The sequence below is a fragment of the Rhizobium sp. NXC14 genome, from assembly GCF_002117485.1.
Lineage (GTDB): Bacteria > Pseudomonadota > Alphaproteobacteria > Rhizobiales > Rhizobiaceae > Rhizobium.
Genome location: NZ_CP021030.1, coordinates 1,817,396 through 1,842,035, shown reverse-complemented (window position 1 = coordinate 1,842,035; position 24,640 = coordinate 1,817,396). Strand labels below are relative to the sequence as shown.

Sequence of the window (24,640 nt, the reverse complement as noted above, 5' to 3'; positions counted from 1 at the left end):
GTTACCCTTTGACTGCGCCCGCCATCAGGCCACGCACGAAGTAGCGGCCGGCGAGGATATAGACGATGAGCGTCGGAACGGCCGCGATCATCGCCGCCGCCATGTTGACATTGTATTCGACCACCCCGGTCGAGGTGTTGACGACATTGTTGAGCGCCACCGTCATCGGCATGGAATCGCCGGTGCCGGCATAGGCCGAGGCAAACAGGAAGTCGTTCCAGATGTTGGTGAACTGGTAGATGACCGTGACAACGATGATCGGCAGCGAGTTCGGCAGCATGATGCGGCGGAAGATCTGGAAGAAGCTGGCGCCATCGACCTGGGCGGCCCTGACCAGTTCGGTCGGAAACGCCTCGTAGAAATTGCGGAAGAACAACGTCGTGAAGCCGAGGCCGTAGACGACATGGACGAAGACCAGATTGACCGTCGAATTGCCGAAGCCGAAGTTCCAGCCGGTGGCGTTCTGCAGCGTCACCCCGAAGCGGCCGAGCGAGCCGAGAATGGTCGCCATCGGCAGCAGCACCGATTGGAACGGGATGAAGCAGGCAAACAGCATCAGCCCGAACACCAGCGTGTGGCCGGGAAAACGCCATTTGGTCAGGACATAGCCGTTCAGCGCCCCGAAGAAGGTGGAGATCACGACCGCCGGCACCACCATCTTGATCGAGTTCCAGAAGTAGCCCTTGATGCCGGCGCAGGTCAGCCCGACGCAGGCCTCGCCCCAGGCCTTGACCCAGGGATCGAAGGTCGGCGCCTCAGGCAGCGCCAGCATGTTGCCGTTCTGGATCTCGTCCATCGTCTTGAACGAGGTCACCAGCATGACGAAGAGCGGCATCAGATAGAGGATGGCGAAGATCACCAGCAGGCCGTAGATGACGATGCGGCCGATAAAGCGGGCGCTGTTGCCGCGCTCCGCTGCTTCGGCTGCCGTTGCCGATGATGACGTGCCGAGGGCAGAGGTGACGCCGCTCATCGGGCCTTCTCCTTCAGTTCGGAATAGAGATAGGGAACGATGATCGCCGAGATCGTCATCAGCATGATGATGGCGCTCGCCGAGCCGACGGCCATCTCGTTGCGCTTGAAGGTGTATTCATACATGAAGTTCGACGGCAGCCAGGCCGAGCCGCCAGGCCCCCCTGAGGTCAGCGCCACCACCAGGTCGTAGGATTTGATCGCCATATGCGCGAGCACGATGAAGGCCGACAGGAAGATCGGCCGCAAGAGCGGGATGATGATGCGCCGATAGAGCTGGAAAGGCGAGGCGCCATCGATCTCAGCCGCCTTCATGATCTCGCCGTCGATGCCGCGAAGCCCGGCCAAAAACATCGCCATGACGAAGCCCGACGCCTGCCAGACACCGGCGATGACGACGGTATAGATGACGAAGTCCTTGTTCTTGATCCAGTCGAAGTGGAAGCTCGTCCAGCCGAAGTGATGCAGGGTCTGCTCCAGCCCGAGGCCGGGATCGAGGAACCACTTCCAGGCCACCCCGGTGACGATGAAGGAAAGCGCCATCGGATAGAGGAAGATCGGCCTGAGCAACCCCTCGCCGCGGATCTTCTGGTCGAGCAGGATGGCGAGCAGCAGGCCGAGCGCCAGACAGATGCCGACATAGAGGAAGCCGAAGATCGCCATGTTGGTGATCGATGTGTACCAGGAGGACGGCGGGTCGCTCTCGAAGGTCCAGCGCCACAGCCGCTGATAGGCGCGCGCGCCGGTCAGCTGATAGGAGGGGAAGGTCTTGGAATTGGTGAAGGAGAGATAGGCCGTCCAGACGATGAAGCCGTAGACGAAGATCAGCGTGATGACGAAGCTCGGCGCCAGCACGATCTTCGGCAGCGCATCCTGCAGCCGGCTTCGAAGCGAGATCCCGCTCGCCTGCCCCGGCGTCAGAACCGGATCGGTGGTGGCAACTGTGCTCATGGAATGCATCTCCTCGCTGCATGTCGTCATGCATGTCGTCATGGGGCTGGCCAGCATGCCTGTCCCCGCATGATCGCCCCCGCATATCCGTCAGGGGACTGAAGCTTCCCCGCGAAGACGCGGGGAAGCCTTGTCATCGGCCTCGTCTCAGCGGGCGTCGTCGATCGCCTGGACGAGCTGGGTGACGGCTTCGTCCGAGCTCTTGATCTGGCCATGGACGAACTTCGAGACGACGTCCTTATAGGCATTGGCGATCGCCGGAGGCGCGCCATAACCTTGGGCCAGCGAACCGAACAGCGTGCCGCCCTCGTTGGCCGCCTTCAGGTCGGCGATGCCCTTCTTGCCGCAGGCGTCGAAGTCGGTGTCGGGTACGTCGGTGCGGGCCGGGACCGAACCCTTGACGACATTGAAGGCCGACTGGAAGCTCTTCGACAGCGTTGCGGTCGCCAGCGCCACCTGGGCCGCCTTGCGGTCCTCGGGAACGTTGAACATGCCGAACATGTCGGAGTTGTAGATGACGCTGCCTTCGGTGCCGGGGAAGCGGTAGCAGAGGAAGTCTTTATCCGGCGTCTTCTTGGCGGCGACGAATTCGCCCTTGGCCCAGTCGCCCATCACCTGCACCAGCGCGTCGCCCTTGATGACCATGGCGGTCGCCAGGTTCCAGTCGCGGCCGGAGAAGTTCGGATCGACGTATTTGACGATCTTGGCGAGGTTGTCGAAGGACTTCTTCATCGTGTCCGACTTCAGCGATTCCTCGTCGAGGTCGTTGAAGGCCTTCTTGTAGAACTCCGGTCCGCCGGTCGACAGCACGATGGAATCGAACATCGTCGCTTCCTGCCAGTTCTGGCCGCCGAGCGCCAACGGGATGACGCCTGCGGCCTTGGCCTTGTCGAGCAGGGCGATCAGATCGTCGAAGGTCTTCGGCTGGGTGCCGCCGATCTTGTCCATCACGGCCTTGTTGATCCACAGCCAGTTGACCGAGTGCACATTGACCGGGGCTGCGACCCACTTGCCGTCATAGACGGAGAACTTCTGAAGTGCGGCCGGCACCGACTTGTCCCAGCCTTCCTTCTTGGCCGTCTCCGTCAGGTCGCCCATGACGCCGGCCTGCGCGTAATCGAGCACGGTATAGCCCAGCATCTGCGAGGCCGTCGGATAAGTGCCGGCCGCCACCATCGCCTTCAGCGCCGTCATCGCCGCATCACCACCGCCGCCGGCAACCGGAACGTCCTTCCAGGCAAAACCTTCCTTCGACAGATCCTCCTTCAGGACGTTCAACGCGGCCGCCTCGCCGCCAGACGTCCACCAGTGCAGCATCTGCACTTCCTTCACGTCGGCAGCGCGGGCGGGCACGCCGGCGCCGGCCAGAGCCAATGCGATCACCGCAGTCGTTGTCAGAAACTTACGCATCAAAGAACCTCCCAGTTCAGTTTGGAGGATGCGGAACCATTCCCGCATCCGATCACCCGCCCTCCTCAGGCGTAGCTTCGCTGCCGGCCAAGCCGGCCTTAGCTTCGCGGCATCCACCAATTGGTGCGCTTGCCGATATGCATGTTCAGCGTCTTGGTCTCCGTGTAATCCTCGACCGCATGGCGGCCGAGCTCGCGGCCGAGGCCGCTCTGCTTGTAACCGCCGAAGGGAAGCTCTGAGGCGCCGTCCATGAAAGTGTTCATCCAGACCGTGCCCGCCCGCACCGACCGGCCGATCGTCAGGCAGGTGTCGAAATCGCGGCTCCAGACGCCAGCCGACAGGCCGTAGTCGATCGAATTTGCAATCCGGATCGCTTCGGCAGTCGTCTCGAACGTCAGAACCGACAGGACCGGGCCGAAGACTTCCTCGCGCGCCACCGCCATATCGGGTGTCACCGCTTCGAGGATCGTCGGCGACATGAACTGCCCCATGCCGAGATCGAGTGTCTCGCCGCCATGGGCGACGCGAGCGCCGCTGCCCCTCGCACCGGCGACATATCCCGAGATCTTTTCCAGATGCTGCGGCGTGATGATCGCGCCGACCTGCGTCGAGGGATCTAGGGGATCACCGACCCTCACTCCCTTCGACAGCTCGGCAATCCGCCTGACGATGTCGGAGGCGGTTGATTTATGGAGGATCAGCCGCGAGCCGGCGTTGCAGCACTCGCCGGCATTGAAATAGGCTCCGAAGACAGCGGCATCGACGAAGGCATCGAGATCGGCGTCCGGGAATACGATCTGCGGGTTCTTGCCGCCGAGTTCCAACGAGACCTTCTTCAGCGTCTGCGCCGCATTCGACATCGTCAACTTGCCGACTCCGGTCGAGCCGGTGAAGGACACCATATCCACGTTGGGATGCGACGTCATGACCGAGCCGACCTCAGGTCCCGTACCGGTGACAATGTTGACGACGGCATCCGGAACACCTGCTTCCTGCAGGATTTCTCCGAGCACGAGCGTCGATCCCGATGTCAGTTCCGAGGGCTTGACGACGGTCGTGCAGCCCGCTGCCAGGGCGAAAGGCAGCTTCTGACCGACGATGAGGAACGGAAAATTCCAGGGCGTGATGATCGACACCACGCCGATCGCTTCGCGCAGCACGACGCCGAGCGTACCGTCGCCGAGCGTGTTATAGCTTTCCCCGTGAAGGTCGCGCGCAAGCGCCGCCGCGTAACGCCAGATGTCGATCGAACCGGCAATTTCACCCCGCACCTGGGTGATCGGTTTCCCCGCCTCGATCGCATCGAGAAACGCCAGTTCCTCTGCCCGCGCCGCGATCAGATCGGCAGCCTTGAGCAGGATGGCGGACCGTTCGGAAGCGGTCATCCGCGGCCACGGCCCGAGATCGAATGCTTTGCGTGCCGCAGCAATGGCGCGCTCGGCATCCGTCTTGCTGCCTGTGGGGAAGCGGCTGACCACGACCCCGTGGCTCGGCGCGATACGCTCGATGGGATCGGCGCTGCCGGCCTCCCATCTGCCGTCGATCAGCATCTGGAAATCGCGCGCTTTGTGATCGCTCAGCGCGGTGGGGTTGACCAGGACCGTCATTACCATTCTCCCTTGAACGTTGCCGGGCGCTTCTCGCTGAATGATGCGACGCCCTCCTTCAGATCGCCGGTCTTGGCGGCGAGGATCGAGCCCAGGGCTTCGACCGCGGTTCCATTGTCTTCGCCGTTCGCCGATGCGATCATCAACTTGGCGATCTCGATGGCCGCCGGTCCCCTTGCGGCGATCCGTTCAGCATAGTCCCTGGCGGCGGCCAGCGCCTTTCCGGTTGGAACTACCGCATCGACGATTCCGAGCAGGCGCGCCTCCTCGGCGGTAAAAATCTCGCCGCCGAGCGCCATGCGCCGGACGGCCTGGGCGCCGAAGCGGCGCACGAGACGCTGGGTCCCGGACCAGCCCGGCACCATTCCAAGGCCGGTCTCCGGCAGGCCGATCTTGATGTGTTGCTCGGCGAGGCGAATGTCGGCGACACCTGCAAGCTCAAGCCCGCCTCCGAGGGCATGGCCGTTCAGGGCCGCGACCAGCGGCACCCTGAGCGTCGCCAGTCTTTCGAAGATACGGTGGCCGTGGCGAACCCAGGAATGACCGAATTCCTGCGGTAGCATTCCGCCCCAGGCCTTGATATCGCCGCCGGCGGAAAAGCCTTTTCCTTCGCCGGTGAGAATGGCCGCGCGCACATTGGCGTTTGCCTCAACCGCATCGGCGGCCTCCGCCAAAGCTTTCAGCATGTCGAGATCGAGCGCGTTCAGCTTCTCCGGACGAGAAATCGTCAAGGTCGCAACATGTCCGTCGATGTCTATTCTGACGGTTCCGCTAGCCATGGAAGCTGCCCTCCAGCGTCCGTGCCCTTTTGGCGGGAAGCGACAGGCCGATCGCTGCCTCCGCGAAGAGCGCGGCGTCCATCGCCCTCAGATCAGGCGCGACGATCAGCGGGAACTCGGACTGGTCGAGGATATGAGCCTGCAGATCGACCCCAGGAGCGATCTCGGTCAACACGATGCCGTCGGGCGTCAGCTTCATCACACACCGCTCGGTGACATAGGTGATGTCCTGCCGCTGCTCGATCGCCCGCCTGCCGCTGAAGGTGACGTGTTCGACCTCGTTCACCAGCTTCTTCAGCTTGCCTTCCCTCTCGATGAGCAGAGTTCCATCGGCGATCGAAAGCTTCGCACCGGCGTTGAACATGCCGGAGAAGACGATCTTCTTCGCCCGCGCCGTGATGTCGACGAAGCCTCCGGCACCCGCCGTCACATGCGGCCGGAAGGAGAGCTTGGAGACATTGACCGAACCGTCCCTGCCGATCTCGAGGAAGGAGAGCAGCGATGCATCGAAGCCTGCCCCTTGGAAATAGGTGAACTGATAGGGAGACGGCATATAGGCATCGGCGTTGGAGGCGCAGCCGAAGGCAAAGTCGAGCAGCGGCACGCCGCCGACCGCGCCCTGTTCGATGACCCAGGTGACCGCGCCGTGGAGCCCCTCCTCCAGCAGAATGCGCGGCACATTGGCCGAGATGCCGAAGCCAAGATTGACGCAGCTTCCCGCTTGAAGTTCCTGCGCGACGCGACGCGCAATGACTTTCTGAACATTGAACTCCGGAACGCTGAAGCTATCGAGCGGGCGGAAGATCTCTCCCGAAATAGCGGGATCATAACCGGTCTGCGTCGTCTGCTTCTGATCGGGGTCGACGATGACATAATCGACCAGCATTCCCGGCACACGGACCTCATGCGGTTTCAGCGAGCCTTCCTTGGTGATCCGCTTAACCTGCGCGATGACGATCCCGCCATTATTGCGGGCGGCAAGGGCCTGATCGAGACCGCCGAGATAGGCGCCTTCATGTTCATATGTGAGGTTGCCGCGTTCGTCGGCCGTCGTAGCGCGAATGATGGCGACCTGAGGAACGATCGAGGGAAAGAACAGCCAATCGTCGCCCTCGAAGCTGACGCGCTTGACCACCGGATCGTTCGAAGCCAGTTCGTTCATCGCGCATCCCTGCCGCAGCGGATCGACGAAGGTGTCGATGCCGACCTTGGTCAAGACGCCCGGCCGCTTGGCGGCGGCCTCGCGGTGAATGTCGAAGAGAATGCCGGAGGGAATGTTATAGGCCGGAATCTCATTGTTGGTGATCATCTGCCAGATCAGCGGCGGTTCGGCCGTCGACGGGCCGGAGGGGTAAGAGCCGCCGATGACGCATTTGAGCAGTCCCTTCTTGGCGATATGGTCGACGCCCTTGATGCCACTCATGTCGCCTGCGGCAATCGGGTGAAGGGTTGTAATGTGACGGGGATGGCCGGTCGCATCGAAACGCTCGCCGATCGCCTTCAGCATCAGGTCGGGGCAGCCGAGACCGCTCGACGACGACACTGTGACAACGGCGCCGTCCGGGATCAGTGCCGCCGCTTCGGCTGGTCTCAGATGCTTCTTCATGTGTGTCACTTCGAACCCCGTTTCAATTTGCCGCTCCGCCGACCCTCGCCTGCGAGGCTGTGCCGGCGCCGCAACTTTCGCGAACGACGAGCCGAACGGCTGTCGTCACCGTCTCCGCTTCGGCCTTGCCGGCATTGATCTGCTTGAGGAGCATCTGCGCGCCGCGGCGGCCGATGCCTTGTGGATCGACCGAGACCGTCGTCAGCGCCGGAACCGCCGCCTGAGCCTCGATGACGTCGTCGAAACCGACGACGGCAAAGTCGGCGCCCGGCTCCAGACGGCGCGCACGTAATCCGTCGCAGACTCCGAAGGCGACTGCATCGTTGAAGCAGACGGCTGCAGTGGGCCTATCGCCATAAGCAATCGCTTTTCCGATCGCCTCGACGCCGCCCGCTCGCGACGGGGCGGACGAGATCACGAGTGCCTCGTCGTAGCCGAGTCCGGCCGCTTCCATTCCGCTGCGGTAACCGGCAAGGCGATCGTCGAAGACAGCGGTATCGGGAAAACCGCCGAGAAAAGCGATACGCTTATGACCGAGACCCACCAGATGCTGAACGGCTGACATCATGCCGGACCGGTTGTCGGAGACTATGGACGACACCTTAGCGCCCGGCAGGTTTCGAACGACCACCACGACGGGAATCCCTGCCGCGACCAGTGGCTTGAAGTCGGCGGCATCGGTGGCGCGCGCCGGCGAGACGATCAGGCCCGAAATGCCATGTTCGCGCATAGATGCGACAACTTCGCGCTGCCTGTCGATGCTCTCACCGGTATTCGACAGGAACTGCACGAAACCGGCCGACTGAACGACCATATCGACACCCACCGCCAGCTCCGCGAAGAAGCTGTTCGTCAGGTCGTTCACGACCACGCCGATGATCCTCGATTTTGCACCCGCCTGCCGTAGATTGGCCGCGCCGCGATTGTAGACATAGCCAAGCTCCCGCATCACGGCATTGACCTTTGCGCGCGTTCCCTCGTTGACGAGGGGGGAGCCCTGCAACACCAGCGACACCGTCGACTTGGAGACGCCAGCGGCCTTCGCAATGTCGATCACGGTCACCCGGTTTTTTGTCACTTCGCCCTCCCGACGCCACCGTCGTCTAATGCATATTTATTTGGAACGTTCCAAACATGTCAAGAGGTATTTCCGTTAAAGCGGCGTCGTGTGGACATTACTCCGTCGTCCTGACACCGCAGGGCGAAATTCTTTTTTGGAACGATTTAATTCGAGGCATGGACTGCCCTCAAGGAACTCCTGTCCAGAGGCATTAGCGAAACTTTATCGTTTGTGGCCAATGCTGGGGATCGGGAACGTGCCAGATCCAAAGCGGGGCCGGAGATGCCGCATTCATTTGAAGCCATGCTGGAGAACCTGCCGCAGGGCATTGTTCTCCTTGACTCTGCCAATATGCTGACGGCTTTCAATGCCCGCGCGCTTGATATTCTGGGCCTTCCCAATGGCGCTCTGCGCAGAGGAATGAACATCGACAGCTTGCCCGGCACCGCTGACTGCCAGGCAGCCGCTTGTTCAGGGTTGACGATCGGCGGACCGCACACCTCGCAGTTTGCACTGTCTGACGGACGGATGATCTCACTGACCTGCGCTCCCTCGAGAGAGGGAAGCTGGATCCTAAGCTATGAAGACATCTCGACGCATATCCGCGTAAAAGACAATCTGACGGAACAGCATCACCGGTTCGATGCAGCCCTCAGCAATATGCCGCATGGGCTTTGCATGTTCGATTCGACGAAGAAGCTGATATTGTGCAATGCGTCCTATGCGCGGATGTACGATCTTCCGGACTTTCTGACGCAGCCCGGAACGCCGCTGGTGGACATTCTCGCCTATCGATGTCGGCAGGGAAATGGTCCGGCCGATACCGCCACCTATTTTGACGTCGTCTTCGAAGCGACGGCACTCGGTGCGCCGGCGAGCCAGAACATCGCGCTTACCGACGGGCGCATCATCAAAATCACCCACAATCCGATGCAGAACGGCGGATATGTGGCGACCCACGAGGACGTCACCAAGACCGTGCGGCTGGCGGAAGAACTGCGCCGCCATCATGATCAACTCGAAATTACGGTGCAAAGCCGAACGGCAGAGGTCGAACGGCAGGCGCGCGAACTTGAGCGGATGCTCGCCCAGGAGCGGAGCATCAACGAATTGCAGCGGCAGTTCGTGGCGATGGCATCACATGAATTCCGCACCCCGCTTGCAATCATCGATGCTGCCGCGCAGCGGCTGCTCCGGAAAGGCGGCACGGTCGAGGCCGAATTTCTCAACGACAAGGTCGAACAGATCCGTGCATCAGTGAACCGGATCGTCGATCTCATCGAGAGCATCCTGGCGGCCGGACGCCTCGATACCGGCAAGATCGATATCAGTTATGACGCCTGCGCCGTGGGAACGTTGATCAGAACATGCTGCGAGCGGCAGTCGGCGATCTCGAAGACGCATGGTTTCGTGCTTTGCATAGACGGGTTGCCGGAATTCATCGATGCCGATCCCCGCAGCTTAAGCCAGGTCTTTACCAATCTGCTCTCGAATGCGGTGAAATACGCGCCAGGAACCTCGGAAATTCGTGTCACGGCATGGGAGGAGACGGGCAATATCAAGGTTTCGGTCAGCGACGATGGCGTGGGGATCGATGCTGAAGACGTGCCCCGGTTGTTTCAGCGCTATTTCCGCGCGCGGACGTCGACCGGGATTGCCGGAACCGGTATCGGCCTCAATCTTGTGAAGCAGATCATCGAACTGCATCAAGGCTCGATAGAGGTGCGGAGTGCAAGAGGGTGCGGGTCCACCTTCACCGTCACTCTTCCAATCAAGAGAGCCGCTGACGTACTGGCGAGCAACGATGTTGCCTGATCATTCAGCCTATGGCCGATGGCTCGTTCCCGAACTGCCGGAGCGGGATTGCTGTCCGGCATATCTACCCTATCCTTCTCGCAATAGAGGAGGATCATGCCATGGCTTTCATTCACACCCCGGATGCATCCGCCAGCGAGAAGACGACGTCGATGTACGCGTCGGCCGAGGCGAATTATGGTTATCTGCCGAACATGTATCGTGCCTTCGGCCACCGGCCGGAGGTAATGGAGAGCTGGGCCGGGCTGCTTTCGAGCATTCGCGGCCATATGAGCCTCAGGCGCTACGAACTGGTAACGCTGGCGGCGGCCAAAGAACTCAAATCCTCCTATTGCATGCTGGCGCACGGCTCGGTCCTGCTGCGCGAGGGATTTACCAGCGACGGGCTGACGGCGGTTGTCAACGAGACCGAAAAGGCGCCGATCGATGCCGGCGAACGCGCGATTATGACCTTTGCAGCCAAGGTGGCGCGTGATGCGACATCGGTCACGCAGCAGGATATAGACGGATTGAAGAAACACGGGCTGAGTGACGCCGAAATCTTCGACGTCACGGCCGCCACAGCGGCCCGCTGTTTCTTTTCGAAAATGCTGGATGCGCTCGGCGCTGCGCCCGATCACGCCTATATCGAGCGGCTGGAGCCGAATGTGCGAAAGGCGCTCAGTGTCGGCCGGGAAGTCGAGCGGCCTCTGGCGCCCACACCCTCGGGCGGCACATCGCATTGATGCAGTGTCGGCTGACGCCGGCGGCTGTGGCCCCTATTCTTCCGGTTTGTCGGCAAAATGCCGGATCGCAAACTCGGCAATAGTCTGGCTCGAGCGATCGGCATCGTCGAGCATGGCGGGAAATAGCTGCCACTGATGCGGCATGCCCGGCCAGACCTCGGTGGTCACATCCACGCCCTCCTCGCGCGCTTTGTCGGCGAGGCGCAGCGTGTCGTCAAGCAGGGCTTCGCCGGAACCGACCTGCAGCAATAGCGGCGGGAATCCCGTCATGTCGGCATAAAGCGGTGAGGCCTGGGGATCGGTGGCAGGCCGGCTGCCAAGATAGGTCTTACGCAAAGTCTCGAGCCACGCCTTATCGACCAGCGGGTCGCTGCCGGCATTTGCCGTTATCGTTCCGCCCGTCGCGGCGAGATCGGTGATCGGGCTCAGCGCAATCACAGCCGCCGGCAGGGGTTTTGCTGCCTGCTTCTGCCGCAGCACCGCCTCGAGCGCGATATTGCCACCGGCGCCGTCTCCCGCCACGACGACATTCTCGTTGCGATAGCCGTTATCGAGAAGCCAACGGTAGGCCGTCAGCGCGTCGTTGATCTGGGCGGGATAGGTATATTCCGGCATCAGCCGATAATTGATCAGAAGCACGTCGCTGGATGCGGCCTTGGCGAGCGAACCGGCGAAGAGGCTATGCGTGCGGATTGAGCCGCCGGAAAAGCCGCCGCCGTGAATGTAGAGAATGGCCCTCTTGCCGATCGGGTGATGAAGCCGGGCGGGCCACATCAGCTCGCCATCCACGCCGTCGGCATCGACCTGCCTAACCTGGATGCGCGTCGGCCCGGGCATTGTTTCCATCAGCCTGGCGAAAGCAGCCCTGCGCTCTTGCAGACTGTCGGCGCCGGCAAAATGCTCCTTCCAGAGGCCGAGCAGTTTTTCGACCTGCGCATGCGAGGACTGGCTTTGCGGCCCGATTTCCTGTCCCAGCGCCAGTGGAGACGATAGAATCAGCACGACCAGGGCGGGAAACAGATATCTGGGCCGCTTCGGCCCTCCTCGATCAGCATTCGACAAAATCCGCCCCTTCATCAATCTCTCCCGATGATGCTGCCGATGGCCATATCTTTGGCCGCTTTGCCCAGCGGAGTCAAAAGGGTGACGATCGCAACCTTCCGCTTTTTCAAGTCTCCAACGGAGACCGGAAAAAATCGACAATCCCCGCCAGCGCGGCTTGCCATCTGGCAGGCTTCCATCGGAAATAGGCTCCCGCCCTGCCCTTAACTTCCGTGCTTCGGCTCGCTTAGGAATGAAGGATACCGATGACCACCATTTACCTTGCCGGCCCGGAAGTCTTTCTCCCCGATGCACTGCCCATCATGGCCGAGAAACGCCGATTGGCGCGTCAGTTCGGCTTCGAACCGACGGGGCCTGGCAGTGACGAAAACCAGACGCCGATAAAGCGGACGGCTGCGGAGATCTACGCCCGCAATGACGTCGCCATGCGCCGGGCCGAAATCTGCCTCGCCAACATCACTCCGTTTCGGGGCGTCAGCGCCGACCCGGGCACGGTCTACGAGATCGGCTTCATGATTGCTCTCGGGAAATCGGTCTTCGCCTATACCAACCACCCCGACGACTATGGGCTGCGCGTCCGCTCGATCTGGTATGCGGGAATGGAGATCGACGAGACGAGCGGACGCCCGCGCGGGCCTGACGGCATCGCGATTGAAAATCACGGCATGGCCGACAACCTGATGATCGACGGAGGCGTCGAGGCGACGGGAGCCAAGGTATTCCGTGCGGCCGCTCTGCCGGCGGATCCTGCACGCGACCTGACGATTTATCTTCAGGCGCTTCAGACGATCGCTGATCTGCGTGGGTAGGAATTGAAGCTCTTACTCTGCCCTGATCGCGTCGATCACCGCCCTGAAGCCCGCAGACATGTGTCGGCGGCTGGGATAATAGAGATAGAGCGGTTCCTCCGGCTGACACCAATCATCGAGCACCTGGACGAGCTCTCCGTCGGCAATGGCCTTTGCGACTCGAGGCTCCCAAATATAGGCAAGGCCGACGCCGCCGAGCGCTGCCTGCATCATCAGTTCGTGATCGTCGAGCGAAAGCGGTCCGGTCGGCTGAAAACTCACCGTCTGGCCGTCCTTCTCGAATTCCCAGGCATAACGTGCACCGGAGGGAAACATGTTCTGGATGCAGAGGTGGCGCTTGAGCTCGTAAGGCGTTTGCGGCTTCGGACGCCTTGCGAAGTAGGCCGGTGAACCGACAACGACCAGGCGGATGCGCGGCTTGATGCGCAGGGCGATCATGCCTTCCGTGACGCGCTCGCCGAAACGGATGCCGGCATCAAAACCTTCCTCGACGATGTCGACCAGCCGATCGGTCGCGTTGATTTCCAGCTGCAAATTGGGATTACGTTCAATCAAAGGGGCGATGGCACGGCCGATGACGAAGGAACCGATCGAATTCGGCACGTTGATCCTCACCCTGCCGAATGGCGTGTCGCGGTAGCGGTTCAGCGCATCGAGTGCGGTCGCCATCTCCCCGAACGCCGGGGCGAGATGTGAGACCAGGAGTTCGCCGGCTTCCGTCAGCGAAACGCTGCGGGTTGTGCGGTTGAGCAGGCGGATTCCCACTCTGTCTTCCAGATTAAGCACGGCATGGCTAACGGCAGAGGCTGTGACGCCCCGCTCCTCCCCTGCCTTGCGGAAGCTCTTGTGCCGCGCCACGGCCGCGAAGGCGGCCAGTTCGGAAAGTTCCGTCGCACGCATTGCTGAATTCCACTCATCATAGCATCAATAATAACAAATCTTATACAGCATCGGAATTTCGGTCAAATTCAGCCCGTCAGCATAAAGATGCGACACCAACAAAGGAATTCGTCATGAAAGTCTGGTTTATTACTGGTGCATCCCGCGGTTTCGGCGCGTTGATGACCAAGGAAGCACTTGCAGCGGGCGATGCCGTCATCGCCACCGCCCGCAACGCCAAGACCATTATCGAGCAGTTCGGGGATCATCCGAACCTGCTGGCCGTCGCCCTCGACGTCACCAACGAGACGCAAGCGAAGGAGGCTGCAGCCGCCGGCATCGCCCGCTTCAGCCGCATCGACGTGCTTGCCAACAATGCCGGCTACGGCCTACTCGGCGCCGTCGAGGAAGCCACAGCCGAAGAGATCGAAAAGATCTATGCCACCAATGTCTTCGGTCTCCTGAAGGTGACACGCGCCGTGCTGCCCTATATGCGCCGCCAGCGTGCCGGCCATATCCTGAACTTCTCCTCGATCGGCGGCTATTTCGGCTATCCCGGCTGGGGCGTCTACGGCTCGACCAAATTCGCCGTCGAGGGACTGTCGGAATCCATGGCCGCCGAACTCGAACCTCTCGGCATCAAGGTGACGATCGTCGAGCCCGGCTTCTTCCGCACGGACTTCCTCGCCGACAGCTCGCTGGCAATAAGCCCGGCCTCGATCGCCGATTACGAAGGCACGCCGGCCGGAAACATGCGTAGTTTCGCCGCCGACGCCAATCACGCCCAGCCTGGCAACCCCGCCAAGCTCGCTGCCGGCATCATGACGATGGTCAACTCCGCCAACCCGCCGCTGCGCATGCCATTCGGCAGCGATACGGTCGCTATGATCGAGGCGCAGCATGCGAGTGTCGAAAAGGAACTGGCCGCCTGGCGCGAGCTTGCCGTCTCCACGGATTTTGCAAGCCACGCAACCCCTGGGGACTGAGCAGCCAAGACCAATCCCGCCGCATTTGGATTTGGGCATGCGGCGGCAGCGCCTTGGAATTGATGCAAAGAAGGTCTTGCGGCAAATTGGCATTCGCCTCTCGCTGAGGATGGCCTAGATGTAAGTCAGACCGTGACCCGTGAAGAGGCAACGCATGTCCATCAAGACCATCTGTATTTATGGCGCCGGCGCCCTTGGCGGCGCTATCGCCGCCAAGCTCGCAGGCAAGGAAGATAACGACATCGACGTCTCCGTCGTCGCGCGTGGGGCGCATCTCGATACGATCCGCAGCCACGGTCTCAGCCTGCGCGGGGCCGATGCGGAAACCCCGCTCAAGGTGCGCGTGACGGCAACCGACGATCCGAAGACATTGCCGCGACAGGATCTCGTCATCACCGGCCTGAAGGGACATCAGCTGCCGCCTGCCGCCGAGGGGATCGCCGGTCTGCTCAAGCAAGGCACCCGCGTCGTTATGATCCTCAACGGCATTCCGTGGTGGTATTTTCATCGCGATACCAGGAGCGGATATGCGGAGCTGCAATTCCACGAGCTCGATCCCGGCGGCAGGCTCTGGCGGCTGATCGGCCCCGACCGCGTGATTGGCTGCGTCGCTTATCAAGGTGCGGAAGTTGCCAGCCCGGGCGAGATCCGGCTTTCTCACAACGGCCGCTTCGTGCTTGGCGAGCCCTCCGGCGAAATGTCTGCCGATCTTTCGGCCATAGCAGCGGTGCTGACCGGCGCCGGCCTCAGCATTACGACCACGGCGGATATCCGCAGCGAAATCTGGAGCAAGTTGATGGGCAATGCCGCCTTCAACCCGATCAGCGCTCTGACGCGGGCGCTGATGACCGACATTATGGCGGATCCGTCGCTCATGGATCTGATCAGCAAGATCATGAAGGAAGTGCGCGCCGTCGGCGACGCGGTCGGCGCGCATTTCGCCATGTCAGTCGAGCAGCGGCTGGAGCAATCGCGCCACATCGGCGGGGTTCGAACCTCGATGTTGCAAGACCTGATCGGCGGCAAGGCGCTCGAAATTACCCCGCTTGTGGGCATGCTGGTGGCGCTTGGACGCCTGATCGCCGTGCCGACCCCGGTATCGGAGACGATCCTGGCGCTGGTAACGCAGCTGGATCGGGAAAACCGGCGCGGCAACTGACAACGAGGAGAGCGGCGGCCATCGGGGTCGATCATCCCTTTCCCGACACCGCGCCGATTTCCAACTTTTCGTTAACCGGCATGCTGGTAAAATCTCGCCAAGTTATCAGACGCCGCGAGACCGATGCAGAAACCGAATTTCCGCTTCACCCATTACGATCTCAAGGAACAGCGAGCCGGAACGATCGTCGAGGTGTCTCTGAATGCGGTGAACAATGTTCGTCTGATGACGGCGCCGAACTTCCAGCGTTTCACCGAGGTTCTCGATTTCAAATATATCGGCGGCGTGGCGCGCAAGTCGCCGGTCAAGCTCGCCGTTCCGGAAAGCGGCCACTGGCACGTTGTCGTCGATATGGAAGGCCACCACGGGCTCGCGGAATCCGCCGTCAAGGTGATCGCCGCGCCTGTCAATCAGAAGACGCCACGCCCCTCCTGAGCTTTGCAGCACCGGCATCTTTTCTGACGCGCCAGGACAGGCACGGACGTGTTTTGTCGACAGACCTGATCACGAGACGGCCAATCGTACTGATCTTGATCACGATCAATGAATCATCCCGAGTCGTCGTTCACAATTCTCAGTCGCGGGGCTTCCACCACGCCGCCAGCTGCAGTCGGCTCCCATTCATGCTCGGATCGCGGAGAGAGGAACGGCAGACGAAGATCTCATCACCTGGGGCAGCCCATGACTTCGAACCCGATTGAGCGTGTTACCGATATCATCGATCCCGGCGATGCACTCGGTGAAGTCCTTTTCGGACTGATCATGGCGCTGACTTTGACGGTCGGCTCGAGACTTGTTTTTGAAGAAGAGGGGTTGGATGCTCAGGAGTTGATCGTCGCAACAGTCGGATGCAACGTCGCCTGGGGGATCATTGACGCCGTTTTGTTCGTTCTGGGGACGACGTTTTACAAGAGCAGGCGGCTACGCCTTTTTCGGCAAATCAAAGCCGCCGGAAGCGAGACCGCGGCGCTCAACATGCTCGCGAAAGAATTCCCGATCGAAGAAGCACCGTTTTCTGCAAAGGCTGCCGATGCGGACCCGCTTTATAGATCACTGCTGACGCTCGCGCGCAGGGCCGATCCTGTGAGGGCGTCCCTCTCGAAAAATGATCTCCTTGCCGCCCTCGCGGTCGTTTTTCTCGTCTCGGTCACGTCCATACCGGCCGTGACCCCTTTGTTTCTCATCGACAGCGCCCACCTCGCTCTGAGAGTCAGCAACCTGTTTCTCATCATGCTGCTGTTCGTGACGGGTTATGCGTGGGCGAAATTTTCGGGAGGCAGGCCCTTTTATGCGGGGATGACGATGACTTGCCTCGGATTGCTTCTGGTCGCCATAGCGGTCGCTCTTGGCGGTTAACCCCGCCCACGCGTCAGCGCGGATCGCGCTCTTTGCGCAGCTTCGCCCACCATTCCAGCCGCTTACGGATATCCCGCTCGAAGCCGCGCTCCGGCGGATCGTAGAAGGTCTGGCGGCCCATTTTCTCCGGGAAATAATCCTGGCCGGAAAAGGCGTCCGGCTCGTCATGGTCGTAGCGATAACCTTCACCATAGCCCTCGCCTTTCATCAATTTGGTCGGCGCATTGAGGATATGTTTGGGCGGCAACAGCGAGCCGTTCTGCTTCGCGGCCTGGCTTGCCGCCTTGAAGGCGGTATAGACGGCATTCGATTTCGGAGCGGTGGCGAGATAAACGCAGGCTTGGGCAAGCGCCAGCTCCCCCTCCGGCGACCCCAGGTAGTCATAAGCATCCTTGGCGGCGTTGCAGATCACCAGCGCCTGCGGATCGGCAAGCCCGATATCCTCCACCGCCATGCGCACCAGACGCCGGCCAAGATAGAGCGGATCCTCGCCGGCATCGAACATGCGGGCGAGATAATAGAGCGCAGCATCCGGATCCGAGCCGCGCACCGATTTATGCAATGCCGAAATCAGATTGTAGTGGCCGTCCTGCGCCTTGTCGTAGACAGGGGCGCGGCGCTGGACGATATGCGTCAATGCTTCGGTGTCGAAACTCTCCCCCTCGCGCGCCGCCCGCCAGACCTCTTCGGCAAGCGTCAGAACCGCGCGGCCGTCGCCATCGGCCATGCGGATCAGGCTGGCGCGCGCCTCCTCGGTCAGGGGCAGCGGCCTCTGCTCGATCGCCTCGGCGCGCGTCAGCAATTCCTCCAGGCTCTCCTCGTCATGTGACTTGAAGGTGAGGACGCGGGCGCGCGACAACAGAGCGGCGTTGAGCTCGAAGGAGGGATTTTCGGTGGTGGCGCCGACGAGGACGACGGTGCCGTCCTCCATGACCGGCAGGAAACTGTCCTGCTGGGCTCGGTTGAAACGATGAATCTCATCGACGAACAGCAGCGTCTGGCGGCCGTCCATGCGGCGCATGCGAGCCGCCTCAAACACTTTCTTCAGATCGGCGACGCCGGAAAAGATCGCCGAAATCTGCTCGAAGGCCAGCCCCGCCTCACCGGAAAGCAGCCGCGCCACCGTCGTTTTGCCGGTGCCTGGCGGACCCCAGAAGATCATCGATCCGAGCGAACCGCTTTCGATCATCCTCTTCAGCACGCCGTCCTCACCGGTCAGATGTTCCTGACCGGTGACATCGGCAAGCGTCTTCGGCCGCAACCGGTCGGCAAGCGGCCGCCTGGCGGCAACCTCCTCCGGAATACGCGGCGCGAAGAGATCATTGCTCATCGAAAGAACTGCCTGATACGCTGGCCATCGCGCTCGATCTCGACCCGCCAGAGACCCGGATCGCTGCTGGCTATCTCGGCCAGTTCTTTGGTCGATTTTACCTCCGTTCCGTTGATCGAAACGATGATATCCTTGGGCTCAAAACCCAGGCGGGCTGCCGGGGAATCTTCCTTGACATCGGCAACGACGACACCCGCCGATTCCGAGGGCATGCGCAATTCATCTGCGACGCGCGGCGACAGGTTTTCGACGACGGCGCCGGTAAAGGGAGTGCGCCCGCCGATGACGCGCTGGTCGCGCGGCGAGGTCTCCGGCGCGCGGTCGAGCGCCAGCGACAACTGCTCCTCGTGACCGTTGTCAATGACGGTCAGATTGACCGTTTTGCCGAGGCCGGCTGTCGTCAGGCGATAGAGCAACGCATCCGGATGCTCGACGGAAATGCCGTTGACTGATGTGACGATCTGGCCGGCCTTCAGCCCGGCCTTCGCCGCCGGGCTGCCTTCCGAAACCTTGACGACGAGTGCGCCGCGTACTTTGTTGAGCCCAAGCGCTTCGGCGACTTCCGACGTCACGGCATCGAAGCTTGCGCCGACATAGGGCCGCTCGAAGGATTTGACGCCGGCATCGGCGGAAGCGAGGAAGACTTTGACGAGATTGGCAGGAATGGCGAAGCCGATGCCGTTCGAGCCGCCGCCGCGCGAGAAGATCGCGGTGTTGATGCCGATCAGTTCGCCCTTCATGTTCATCAATGCGCCGCCCGAGTTGCCCGGATTGATCGAGGCGTCGGTCTGGATGAAGAAGCCGAACTCGTTCTCGACCACCTGGTTACGGGCAAGTGCGGAGACGATACCGCTCGTCACCGTCTGGCCGACGCCGAAGGGATTGCCGATCGCCAGCACCAGATCGCCGACTTCGACAGTATCGGAATTGCCGATCGGCAGCGTCGGGAAGCTCTCCTTGGTGTCGATCTTCAGCACGGCGAGGTCGACGCGGTCATCGCGCAGCACCACCTTGCAGGGGAATTCGCGGCCATCCGGCAGCGCCACCTTGATGTCATCGGCGCCTTCGACGACGTGATTGTTGGTGACGACAGTGCCGTTCGCCTCGACGATGACGCCGGACCCGAGCGAGGACTGCTTCTCGGATCGATTCGGCATCTGCTGACCGAAGAACTGCTCGAAGAAGGGATCGCCGGCAAAGGGCGACTGGCGCTGGATGATCTTTTCCGCATAGACGTTGACGACGGCGCCCGAGGTCTGTTTGACCAGCGGCGCAAATGAGAGCTGCATCTGCATCTGGCTCTCGGGCACCGTCTTTGCCGTCTGCGCCTGGGCCGCAGCCGGCAGAACGAGCATGAGAGCGAAGAGCGAAACGGAGGCGCGCTTGAACAGGCCTTGCATGGGTATCCCTTTTGAATCCTCTTAAGCAACGTTGTAGCGTCCGACGCTAGAAAGGAAAGAGGGCGGAAGCATGGAAGAATAAGGCAAGGAAGTGCCTTGAAGGCGCTGCGAATTTGATCCGGGAAGATCCACCATGCAACTGATATCAAAAGCCAAAATCTGGGCAAAGTCACTGAAGCGTGACATCGTGGCACTGTGGCTTGCCGCCCGCGATCCTCGCGTGCCCTGGTATGCGAAAGCGGTCGCTGGCGCTGTCGCAGCTTATGCGCTTTCGCCGATCGATCTGATCCCCGATTTCGTTCCTGTGCTCGGCTATGTCGACGATCTCGTCATCGTGCCGCTCGGCATCCTGCTGGCGACGCGGCTTGTGCCGGCAGAGGTGATGGCTGCGCTTCGCCAGGAGGCCTCAAGGCGGACTGGGCGCCCCTCCGGCGGGGCCGGACTGATCTTCATCCTTGTCGTCTGGCTCGCCTGCATCATCTTTCTGGCTCTGGCAATGCGCAAGCTGATTTGATCGGCAGTAAAGGAAGATGATGATGATGACATGGCGAATGTCGGCCGCGCTCTGTTTGGCGATCCTGATTTTCCCATCGAATCCTGCATGGTCGGCGAGCTTCGATTGTGATGCGAAGGAATTGAAGCCGGACGAAAAGGCGATCTGCGACAACCGCGCCCTTAACGACGCGGACGTCAAGATGGTGACGACTTTCGAGCTGCTCTCCGGGCTGCTGGCCATGGGCTCTCGCGGCACGTTGCAGGACGAGCAGACCGCATGGCTGAAGAAGCGGCAGGAATGCGGCGCCGATACCGCCTGCATCAAGGCTGCCTACGACGAGCGGATGAAGCAGCTCGGCGAGACCTACAAAAACATCAACCGGCCGCTTTGACAGCGACCGGTCGACAAAGCAGCTGACTCTTGATCAGCGGGTCGTAGGTTCGAGGCTACTCAGCGAGCGTTCAGATCCCGCACGGCGCCGCGATCGGCGCTCGTCGCGAAGGCAGCATAGGCTTTGAGTGCGGTGGTGACGTTGCGCTTGCGAACCTCGGTCGGCCGCCAGCCCTTGCCGTCTTGCTCTGCGCGGCGGGCGGCGAGCTCGGGCTCGCTGACACGCAGGCTGATCGTGCGGTTCGGGATATCGATATCGATCATGTCGCCTTCGCGCACCAGGCCGATCGTGCCGCCGTTTGCCGCTTCCGGCGAGACATGGCCGATCGAGAGACCCGAGGTGCCGCCGGAAAAGCGGCCGTCGGTGATCAGTGCGCATGCCTTGCCGAGGCCTTTCGACTTCAGGTAGCTCGTCGGATAGAGCATTTCCTGCATGCCGGGGCCGCCCTTCGGGCCTTCGTAGCGGATGACGACGACGTCGCCAGCCTTGATCTCGTTGGCGAGGATCGCCTTGACCGACGCATCCTGACTTTCGAAGACGCGGGCCGGGCCTGAGAATTTCAGGATCGATTCATCGACGCCGGCCGTCTTTACGATGCAGCCGTCGACCGCGAGATTACCCTTTAGCACGGCAAGACCGCCATCCCTCGAGAAGGGATGTTCGACGGAACGGATGACGCCGTTTTGGCGATCGGTGTCGAGCTCGTCCCAGCGGGCCTCCTGGCTGAAGGCGACCTGGGTCGGGATGCCGCCGGGAGCGGCGCGATAAAAGTTGCGGACGGTGTCGCTGCTGGTGCGGGTGATGTCCCAGCGATCGATTGCATCGCCGAGCGTCTCGGCATGGACGGTCGGGCAATCGCGGTTCAGCAGGCCACCCTTATCGAGCTCTCCGAGGATCGACATGATGCCGCCAGCGCGATGGACATCTTCCATGTGTACATCGCTCTTGGCAGGCGCGACCTTCGACAGGCATGGCACCCGGCGCGACAGGGCGTCGATATCGGCCATAGTGAAATCGACTTCGCCTTCATGGGCTGCTGCCAGGATGTGCAGGACCGTATTGGTCGAACCGCCCATGGCGATATCGAGCGCCATCGCATTCTCGAAAGCCTGCTTGGAGGCAATGGTGCGCGGCAGCGCCTTGACGTCGTCCTGCTCGTAGTAGCGGCGGGCGAGATCAACGATCAGGTGGCCGGCCTCGACGAAGAGGCGCTTACGATCGGCATGGGTGGCAAGCGTCGAACCATTGCCGGGCAGCGACAAGCCGAGCGCCTCCGTCAGGCAATTCATGGAGTTTGCGGTGAACATGCCGGAGCACGAGCCGCAGGTCGGACAGGCTGAACGCTCGATCACCTTGACGTCGTCATCAGAGATCTTGTCGTCGGCAGCCGCGACCATGGCGTCGACGAGGTCGAGCGCATGTTGCTTGCCATGCAGCACGACCTTGCCCGCTTCCATCGGACCGCCGGACACGAAGACGGTGGGGATGTTGAGGCGCAGCGACGCCATCAGCATGCCGGGAGTGATCTTGTCGCAGTTGGAAATGCAGACCATTGCATCAGCGCAATGGGCATTGACCATGTATTCGACGCTGTCGGCGATCAACTCGCGCGAGGGCAGCGAATAGAGCATGCCATCATGGCCCATGGCGATGCCGTCGTCGACGGCGATCGTATTGAACTCCTTGGCGACGCCGCCGGCCGCCTCGATTTCGCGGGCGACGAGCTGGCCGAGATCCTTAAGATGCACGTGGCCCGGCACGAACTGGGTGAAGGAATTCACCACCGCGATGATCGGCTTGCCGAAATCCGAATCCTTCATGCCCGTGGCGCGCCAAAGGCCGCGCGCGCCCGCCATGTTGCGGCCGTGGGTCGTGGTTCTGGAACGGTAAGCTGGCATCGGTGTCTTCCTCGACATGTCGGAAACATCAGGCGAAGCCGGGGCGGCAATGAAGCCTGCGGGCCGGGCGAACGCCGCTTTTTGGAATTGTCCTAATCCAATCGATGGGGGCTGTCACTACCGGCAAGGCCAAATCCGGTACGCCGCCGGGAGAAGCGCGTTGAGCGCCATTCGAATATATACGGTTCGGCGGGCCTTTGGTTACACCCTATCCCATCACAGCAGAACACAAAAAATTGGCTTCCTGTCAGCAATCTTCAAGGCATAGAAATTGATCCGAACATGCGGGCGGTTCGTTTAAGGACTATATTCGGAATATCCGCCCTGGAGGTTTTCGACATGCCAAACTATCGCCCCCCAAAGATCGCGTCGTCGGAGATCACGCCGCGCCAGATCTATCTGCGCCGCCGTGAATTCCTGGGCGCAGCGATGCTTGGCGCCATGGCGCTCTATGGCGCTGGAAAGGCCAGCGCGGCCGCCCTTTCCGCCGTCGAGAGCAAGTACAAGGTCGATGAGAAGACGACGCCGATCAAGGACGTCACGACCTACAATAATTTCTATGAGTTTGGTCTCGACAAGGGCGACCCCGCCGCTCTCTCCGGCGATTTCAAGCCGCTGCCCTGGACGGTCAAGGTCGACGGCATGGTCAACAAGCCAGGTACCTTCGACGTCGAGGCGCTGATGAAGGAATTCCCGATCGAGGAGCGCACCTATCGGATGCGCTGCGTCGAGGCATGGTCGATGGTCATTCCATGGAACGGGTTTCCGCTGGCGGCGCTGCTCGACAAGGTGGAGCCGCTCGGCAGCGCCAAATATATCGCCTTCGAAACCGTCGTGCGACCGGAGGAGATGCCGGGGCAGAAGGGCTTCTTCCAGTCGCTCGACTGGCCCTATGTCGAGGGCCTGCGCCTCGACGAGGCGCGCCACCCGCTGACGCTGCTTGCCGTCGGGCTTTATGGCGAAACGCTGCCGAACCAGAACGGTGCGCCGATCCGCCTCGTCGTGCCGTGGAAATACGGCTTCAAGGGCATCAAGTCGATCGTCAGGATCACGCTCACCGACCAGCAGCCGAAGAACACCTGGCAGGTGACCAATCCGCAGGAATACGGTTTCTACGCCAACGTCAATCCAGCCGTCGACCATCCGCGCTGGAGCCAGGCGAGCGAGCGGCGCATCGGCGAAAGCGGCTTCTTCGGCGCCAGCCGTCACCCCACCCTGCCCTTCAACGGCTATGCCGACGAGGTGGCGAGCCTTTATGCCGGCATGGATCTGAAGGCAAATTTCTGATGGCGGAACTGTCGCTCGCCATCCCGAAGCGCTGGCAGCCCGCTTCCGTCTGGCTGCTTTATGTCGTCGGGTTCGTGCCCGCCGCCTGGACCTTCTATCTCGGCGCGACCGATCAGCTCGGCGCCGATCCGGTCAAGACCTTTGAGCTCTTCCTCGGCATCTGGACAATCCGCTTCCTGATCGCAACACTTGCAGTCTCCCCTGCCCGCGAGTTGTTCGGCTGGAATTATCTGCGCTACCGCCGCGCTCTCGGCCTTTTGACCTTCTACTATGCGCTGATGCATTTCACCGTTTACATGGTGCTCGACCAGGCGATGGATATTCAGGCCGTCGTCAACGACGTGCTGAAGCGCCCGTTCATCATGTTCGGCATGGCTGGCCTTGCCATGCTTATTCCCCTGGCGGTGACATCCAATAATTTCTCGATCCGTCGCCTCGGTACGACCTGGATCTGGCTACACCGCCTCGTCACCATCATTGCCGCCTGCGGGGCTCTGCATTTTGCCCTTTCGACCAAGATCCTCGATCTCGAGCAGTTTATTTATGTGGGGTTGATCATCGCGCTCATCCTTTACCGCTCCTGGCGGCCGATCGCGCGCAGTCGGAAGAAAAGCCAGGGGCGGCAGCGCAATCGTGCGGTGGCGTCGGTTTCCTGAAGCCAG

General features: G+C 61.4%; 24 protein-coding genes and 1 tRNA gene. 12 read left to right on the top strand and 13 right to left on the bottom strand.

Features of this window, described 5'->3' with window-relative positions; all coding sequences use genetic code 11:
- Position 1: 1 nt before the first annotated feature.
- The 7 genes from NXC14_RS09015 to NXC14_RS08985 all read right to left on the bottom strand — a co-directional run bounded on the left by NXC14_RS09015 (position 2) and on the right by NXC14_RS08985 (position 8,403).
- Complete coding sequence (locus tag NXC14_RS09015) at positions 2-973, bottom strand: carbohydrate ABC transporter permease (RefSeq protein ID WP_085777846.1); 972 nt, start codon at positions 971-973, stop codon at positions 2-4.
- Positions 970-1,923, bottom strand: coding sequence for a sugar ABC transporter permease (locus NXC14_RS09010; RefSeq protein ID WP_085777845.1), 954 nt, complete (start codon positions 1,921-1,923; stop codon positions 970-972). Before NXC14_RS09010 ends, NXC14_RS09015 begins: the two co-directional genes overlap by 4 nt.
- Positions 1,924-2,070: 147 nt before the next feature.
- Positions 2,071-3,333, bottom strand: coding sequence for an ABC transporter substrate-binding protein (locus NXC14_RS09005; RefSeq protein ID WP_085777844.1), 1,263 nt, complete (start codon positions 3,331-3,333; stop codon positions 2,071-2,073).
- Positions 3,334-3,431: 98 nt separating this feature from the next.
- Positions 3,432-4,940 (bottom strand): aldehyde dehydrogenase family protein, encoded by a 1,509-nt coding sequence (locus NXC14_RS09000; RefSeq protein ID WP_085777843.1) that lies wholly within the window; start codon positions 4,938-4,940, stop codon positions 3,432-3,434.
- Entirely contained in the window at positions 4,940-5,719 is a 780-nt protein-coding gene (locus tag NXC14_RS08995; protein WP_085777842.1) for an enoyl-CoA hydratase/isomerase family protein, read from the bottom strand. Before NXC14_RS08995 ends, NXC14_RS09000 begins: the two co-directional genes overlap by 1 nt.
- A complete protein-coding gene (locus tag NXC14_RS08990) occupies positions 5,712-7,325 on the bottom strand; it encodes an acyl CoA:acetate/3-ketoacid CoA transferase (protein ID WP_085777841.1) in 1,614 nt (537 codons plus the stop codon). The genes NXC14_RS08995 and NXC14_RS08990 overlap by 8 nt, the downstream gene beginning before the upstream one ends.
- 22 nt (positions 7,326-7,347) lie before the next feature.
- Complete coding sequence (locus NXC14_RS08985) at positions 7,348-8,403, bottom strand: LacI family DNA-binding transcriptional regulator (RefSeq protein ID WP_085777840.1); 1,056 nt, start codon at positions 8,401-8,403, stop codon at positions 7,348-7,350.
- A gap of 264 nt (positions 8,404-8,667) precedes the next feature.
- Here NXC14_RS08985 and NXC14_RS08980 point away from each other — a divergent pair, with 264 nt between their 5' ends.
- The gene (locus NXC14_RS08980) at positions 8,668-10,200 is read left to right on the top strand and encodes a PAS-domain containing protein (protein WP_085777839.1); all 1,533 of its coding nucleotides are present in this window, start codon (positions 8,668-8,670) and stop codon (positions 10,198-10,200) included.
- Between the two features lie 101 nt (positions 10,201-10,301).
- A complete protein-coding gene (locus NXC14_RS08975; RefSeq protein WP_085777838.1) occupies positions 10,302-10,925 on the top strand; it encodes a peroxidase in 624 nt (207 codons plus the stop codon).
- 33 nt (positions 10,926-10,958) lie between these two features.
- On the opposite strand, the gene NXC14_RS08970 is transcribed toward NXC14_RS08975, so the two are convergent.
- Together NXC14_RS08970 and NXC14_RS32335 are read right to left on the bottom strand one after the other, a co-directional pair.
- Complete coding sequence (locus NXC14_RS08970) at positions 10,959-11,933, bottom strand: alpha/beta hydrolase (protein ID WP_157131447.1); 975 nt, start codon at positions 11,931-11,933, stop codon at positions 10,959-10,961.
- A gap of 68 nt (positions 11,934-12,001) precedes the next feature.
- Positions 12,002-12,166 carry a hypothetical protein gene (locus tag NXC14_RS32335; RefSeq protein WP_157131382.1) on the bottom strand — a complete coding sequence of 55 codons (165 nt, stop codon included), beginning with the start codon at positions 12,164-12,166 and terminating at the stop codon, positions 12,002-12,004.
- 66 nt (positions 12,167-12,232) lie between these two features.
- Here NXC14_RS32335 and NXC14_RS08965 point away from each other — a divergent pair, with 66 nt between their 5' ends.
- The gene (locus tag NXC14_RS08965; RefSeq protein ID WP_085777836.1) at positions 12,233-12,796 is read left to right on the top strand and encodes a nucleoside 2-deoxyribosyltransferase; all 564 of its coding nucleotides are present in this window, start codon (positions 12,233-12,235) and stop codon (positions 12,794-12,796) included.
- Between the two features lie 12 nt (positions 12,797-12,808).
- Here the strand turns inward: NXC14_RS08965 and NXC14_RS08960 are convergent, their stop codons facing one another.
- On the bottom strand, positions 12,809-13,696 hold the full coding sequence (locus NXC14_RS08960; protein WP_085777835.1) for a LysR family transcriptional regulator: 888 nt from the start codon (positions 13,694-13,696) through the stop codon (positions 12,809-12,811).
- A 113-nt stretch (positions 13,697-13,809) separates the two neighbouring features.
- Between NXC14_RS08960 and NXC14_RS08955 the strand changes: the two genes are divergently transcribed.
- The 4 genes from NXC14_RS08955 (at position 13,810) to NXC14_RS08940 (ending at position 17,176) form a co-directional block, all read left to right on the top strand.
- Positions 13,810-14,661 carry an oxidoreductase gene (locus tag NXC14_RS08955; RefSeq protein ID WP_085777834.1) on the top strand — a complete coding sequence of 284 codons (852 nt, stop codon included), beginning with the start codon at positions 13,810-13,812 and terminating at the stop codon, positions 14,659-14,661.
- Between the two features lie 154 nt (positions 14,662-14,815).
- Complete coding sequence (locus NXC14_RS08950; RefSeq protein ID WP_085777833.1) at positions 14,816-15,820, top strand: 2-dehydropantoate 2-reductase; 1,005 nt, start codon at positions 14,816-14,818, stop codon at positions 15,818-15,820.
- Between the two features lie 123 nt (positions 15,821-15,943).
- Positions 15,944-16,255 carry a DUF1883 domain-containing protein gene (locus NXC14_RS08945; RefSeq protein ID WP_085777832.1) on the top strand — a complete coding sequence of 104 codons (312 nt, stop codon included), beginning with the start codon at positions 15,944-15,946 and terminating at the stop codon, positions 16,253-16,255.
- Between the two features lie 246 nt (positions 16,256-16,501).
- On the top strand, positions 16,502-17,176 hold the full coding sequence (locus tag NXC14_RS08940; RefSeq protein WP_085777831.1) for a VIT1/CCC1 transporter family protein: 675 nt from the start codon (positions 16,502-16,504) through the stop codon (positions 17,174-17,176).
- A 13-nt stretch (positions 17,177-17,189) separates the two neighbouring features.
- On the opposite strand, the gene NXC14_RS08935 is transcribed toward NXC14_RS08940, so the two are convergent.
- Both NXC14_RS08935 and NXC14_RS08930 read right to left on the bottom strand, forming a co-directional pair.
- Positions 17,190-18,506 carry a replication-associated recombination protein A gene (locus NXC14_RS08935; RefSeq protein WP_085777830.1) on the bottom strand — a complete coding sequence of 439 codons (1,317 nt, stop codon included), beginning with the start codon at positions 18,504-18,506 and terminating at the stop codon, positions 17,190-17,192.
- Positions 18,503-19,906, bottom strand: a complete 1,404-nt coding sequence (locus NXC14_RS08930; protein WP_085777829.1) for a DegQ family serine endoprotease — start codon at positions 19,904-19,906, stop codon at positions 18,503-18,505. The genes NXC14_RS08935 and NXC14_RS08930 overlap by 4 nt, the downstream gene beginning before the upstream one ends.
- A gap of 133 nt (positions 19,907-20,039) precedes the next feature.
- Here NXC14_RS08930 and NXC14_RS08925 point away from each other — a divergent pair, with 133 nt between their 5' ends.
- From NXC14_RS08925 to NXC14_RS32330, 3 genes are all read left to right on the top strand, one after another.
- Entirely contained in the window at positions 20,040-20,420 is a 381-nt protein-coding gene (locus NXC14_RS08925) for a YkvA family protein (RefSeq protein ID WP_085777828.1), read from the top strand.
- Positions 20,421-20,439: 19 nt separating this feature from the next.
- The gene (locus tag NXC14_RS08920; protein ID WP_085777827.1) at positions 20,440-20,793 is read left to right on the top strand and encodes a hypothetical protein; all 354 of its coding nucleotides are present in this window, start codon (positions 20,440-20,442) and stop codon (positions 20,791-20,793) included.
- Positions 20,784-20,862: transfer RNA gene (locus NXC14_RS32330), tRNA-Lys, on the top strand. Before NXC14_RS08920 ends, NXC14_RS32330 begins: the two co-directional genes overlap by 10 nt.
- Here NXC14_RS32330 and ilvD read toward each other — a convergent pair.
- Positions 20,853-22,691 carry a dihydroxy-acid dehydratase gene (gene ilvD, locus NXC14_RS08915; protein ID WP_085777826.1) on the bottom strand — a complete coding sequence of 613 codons (1,839 nt, stop codon included), beginning with the start codon at positions 22,689-22,691 and terminating at the stop codon, positions 20,853-20,855. The genes NXC14_RS32330 and ilvD overlap by 10 nt on opposite strands.
- Positions 22,692-23,030: 339 nt before the next feature.
- Here ilvD and msrP point away from each other — a divergent pair, with 339 nt between their 5' ends.
- Both msrP and msrQ read left to right on the top strand, forming a co-directional pair.
- Positions 23,031-23,978, top strand: coding sequence for a protein-methionine-sulfoxide reductase catalytic subunit MsrP (gene msrP, locus NXC14_RS08910; RefSeq protein WP_085777825.1), 948 nt, complete (start codon positions 23,031-23,033; stop codon positions 23,976-23,978).
- Complete coding sequence (msrQ, locus tag NXC14_RS08905; protein ID WP_085777824.1) at positions 23,978-24,634, top strand: protein-methionine-sulfoxide reductase heme-binding subunit MsrQ; 657 nt, start codon at positions 23,978-23,980, stop codon at positions 24,632-24,634. The genes msrP and msrQ overlap by 1 nt, the downstream gene beginning before the upstream one ends.
- The last annotated feature ends 6 nt before the right edge of the window (positions 24,635-24,640 follow it).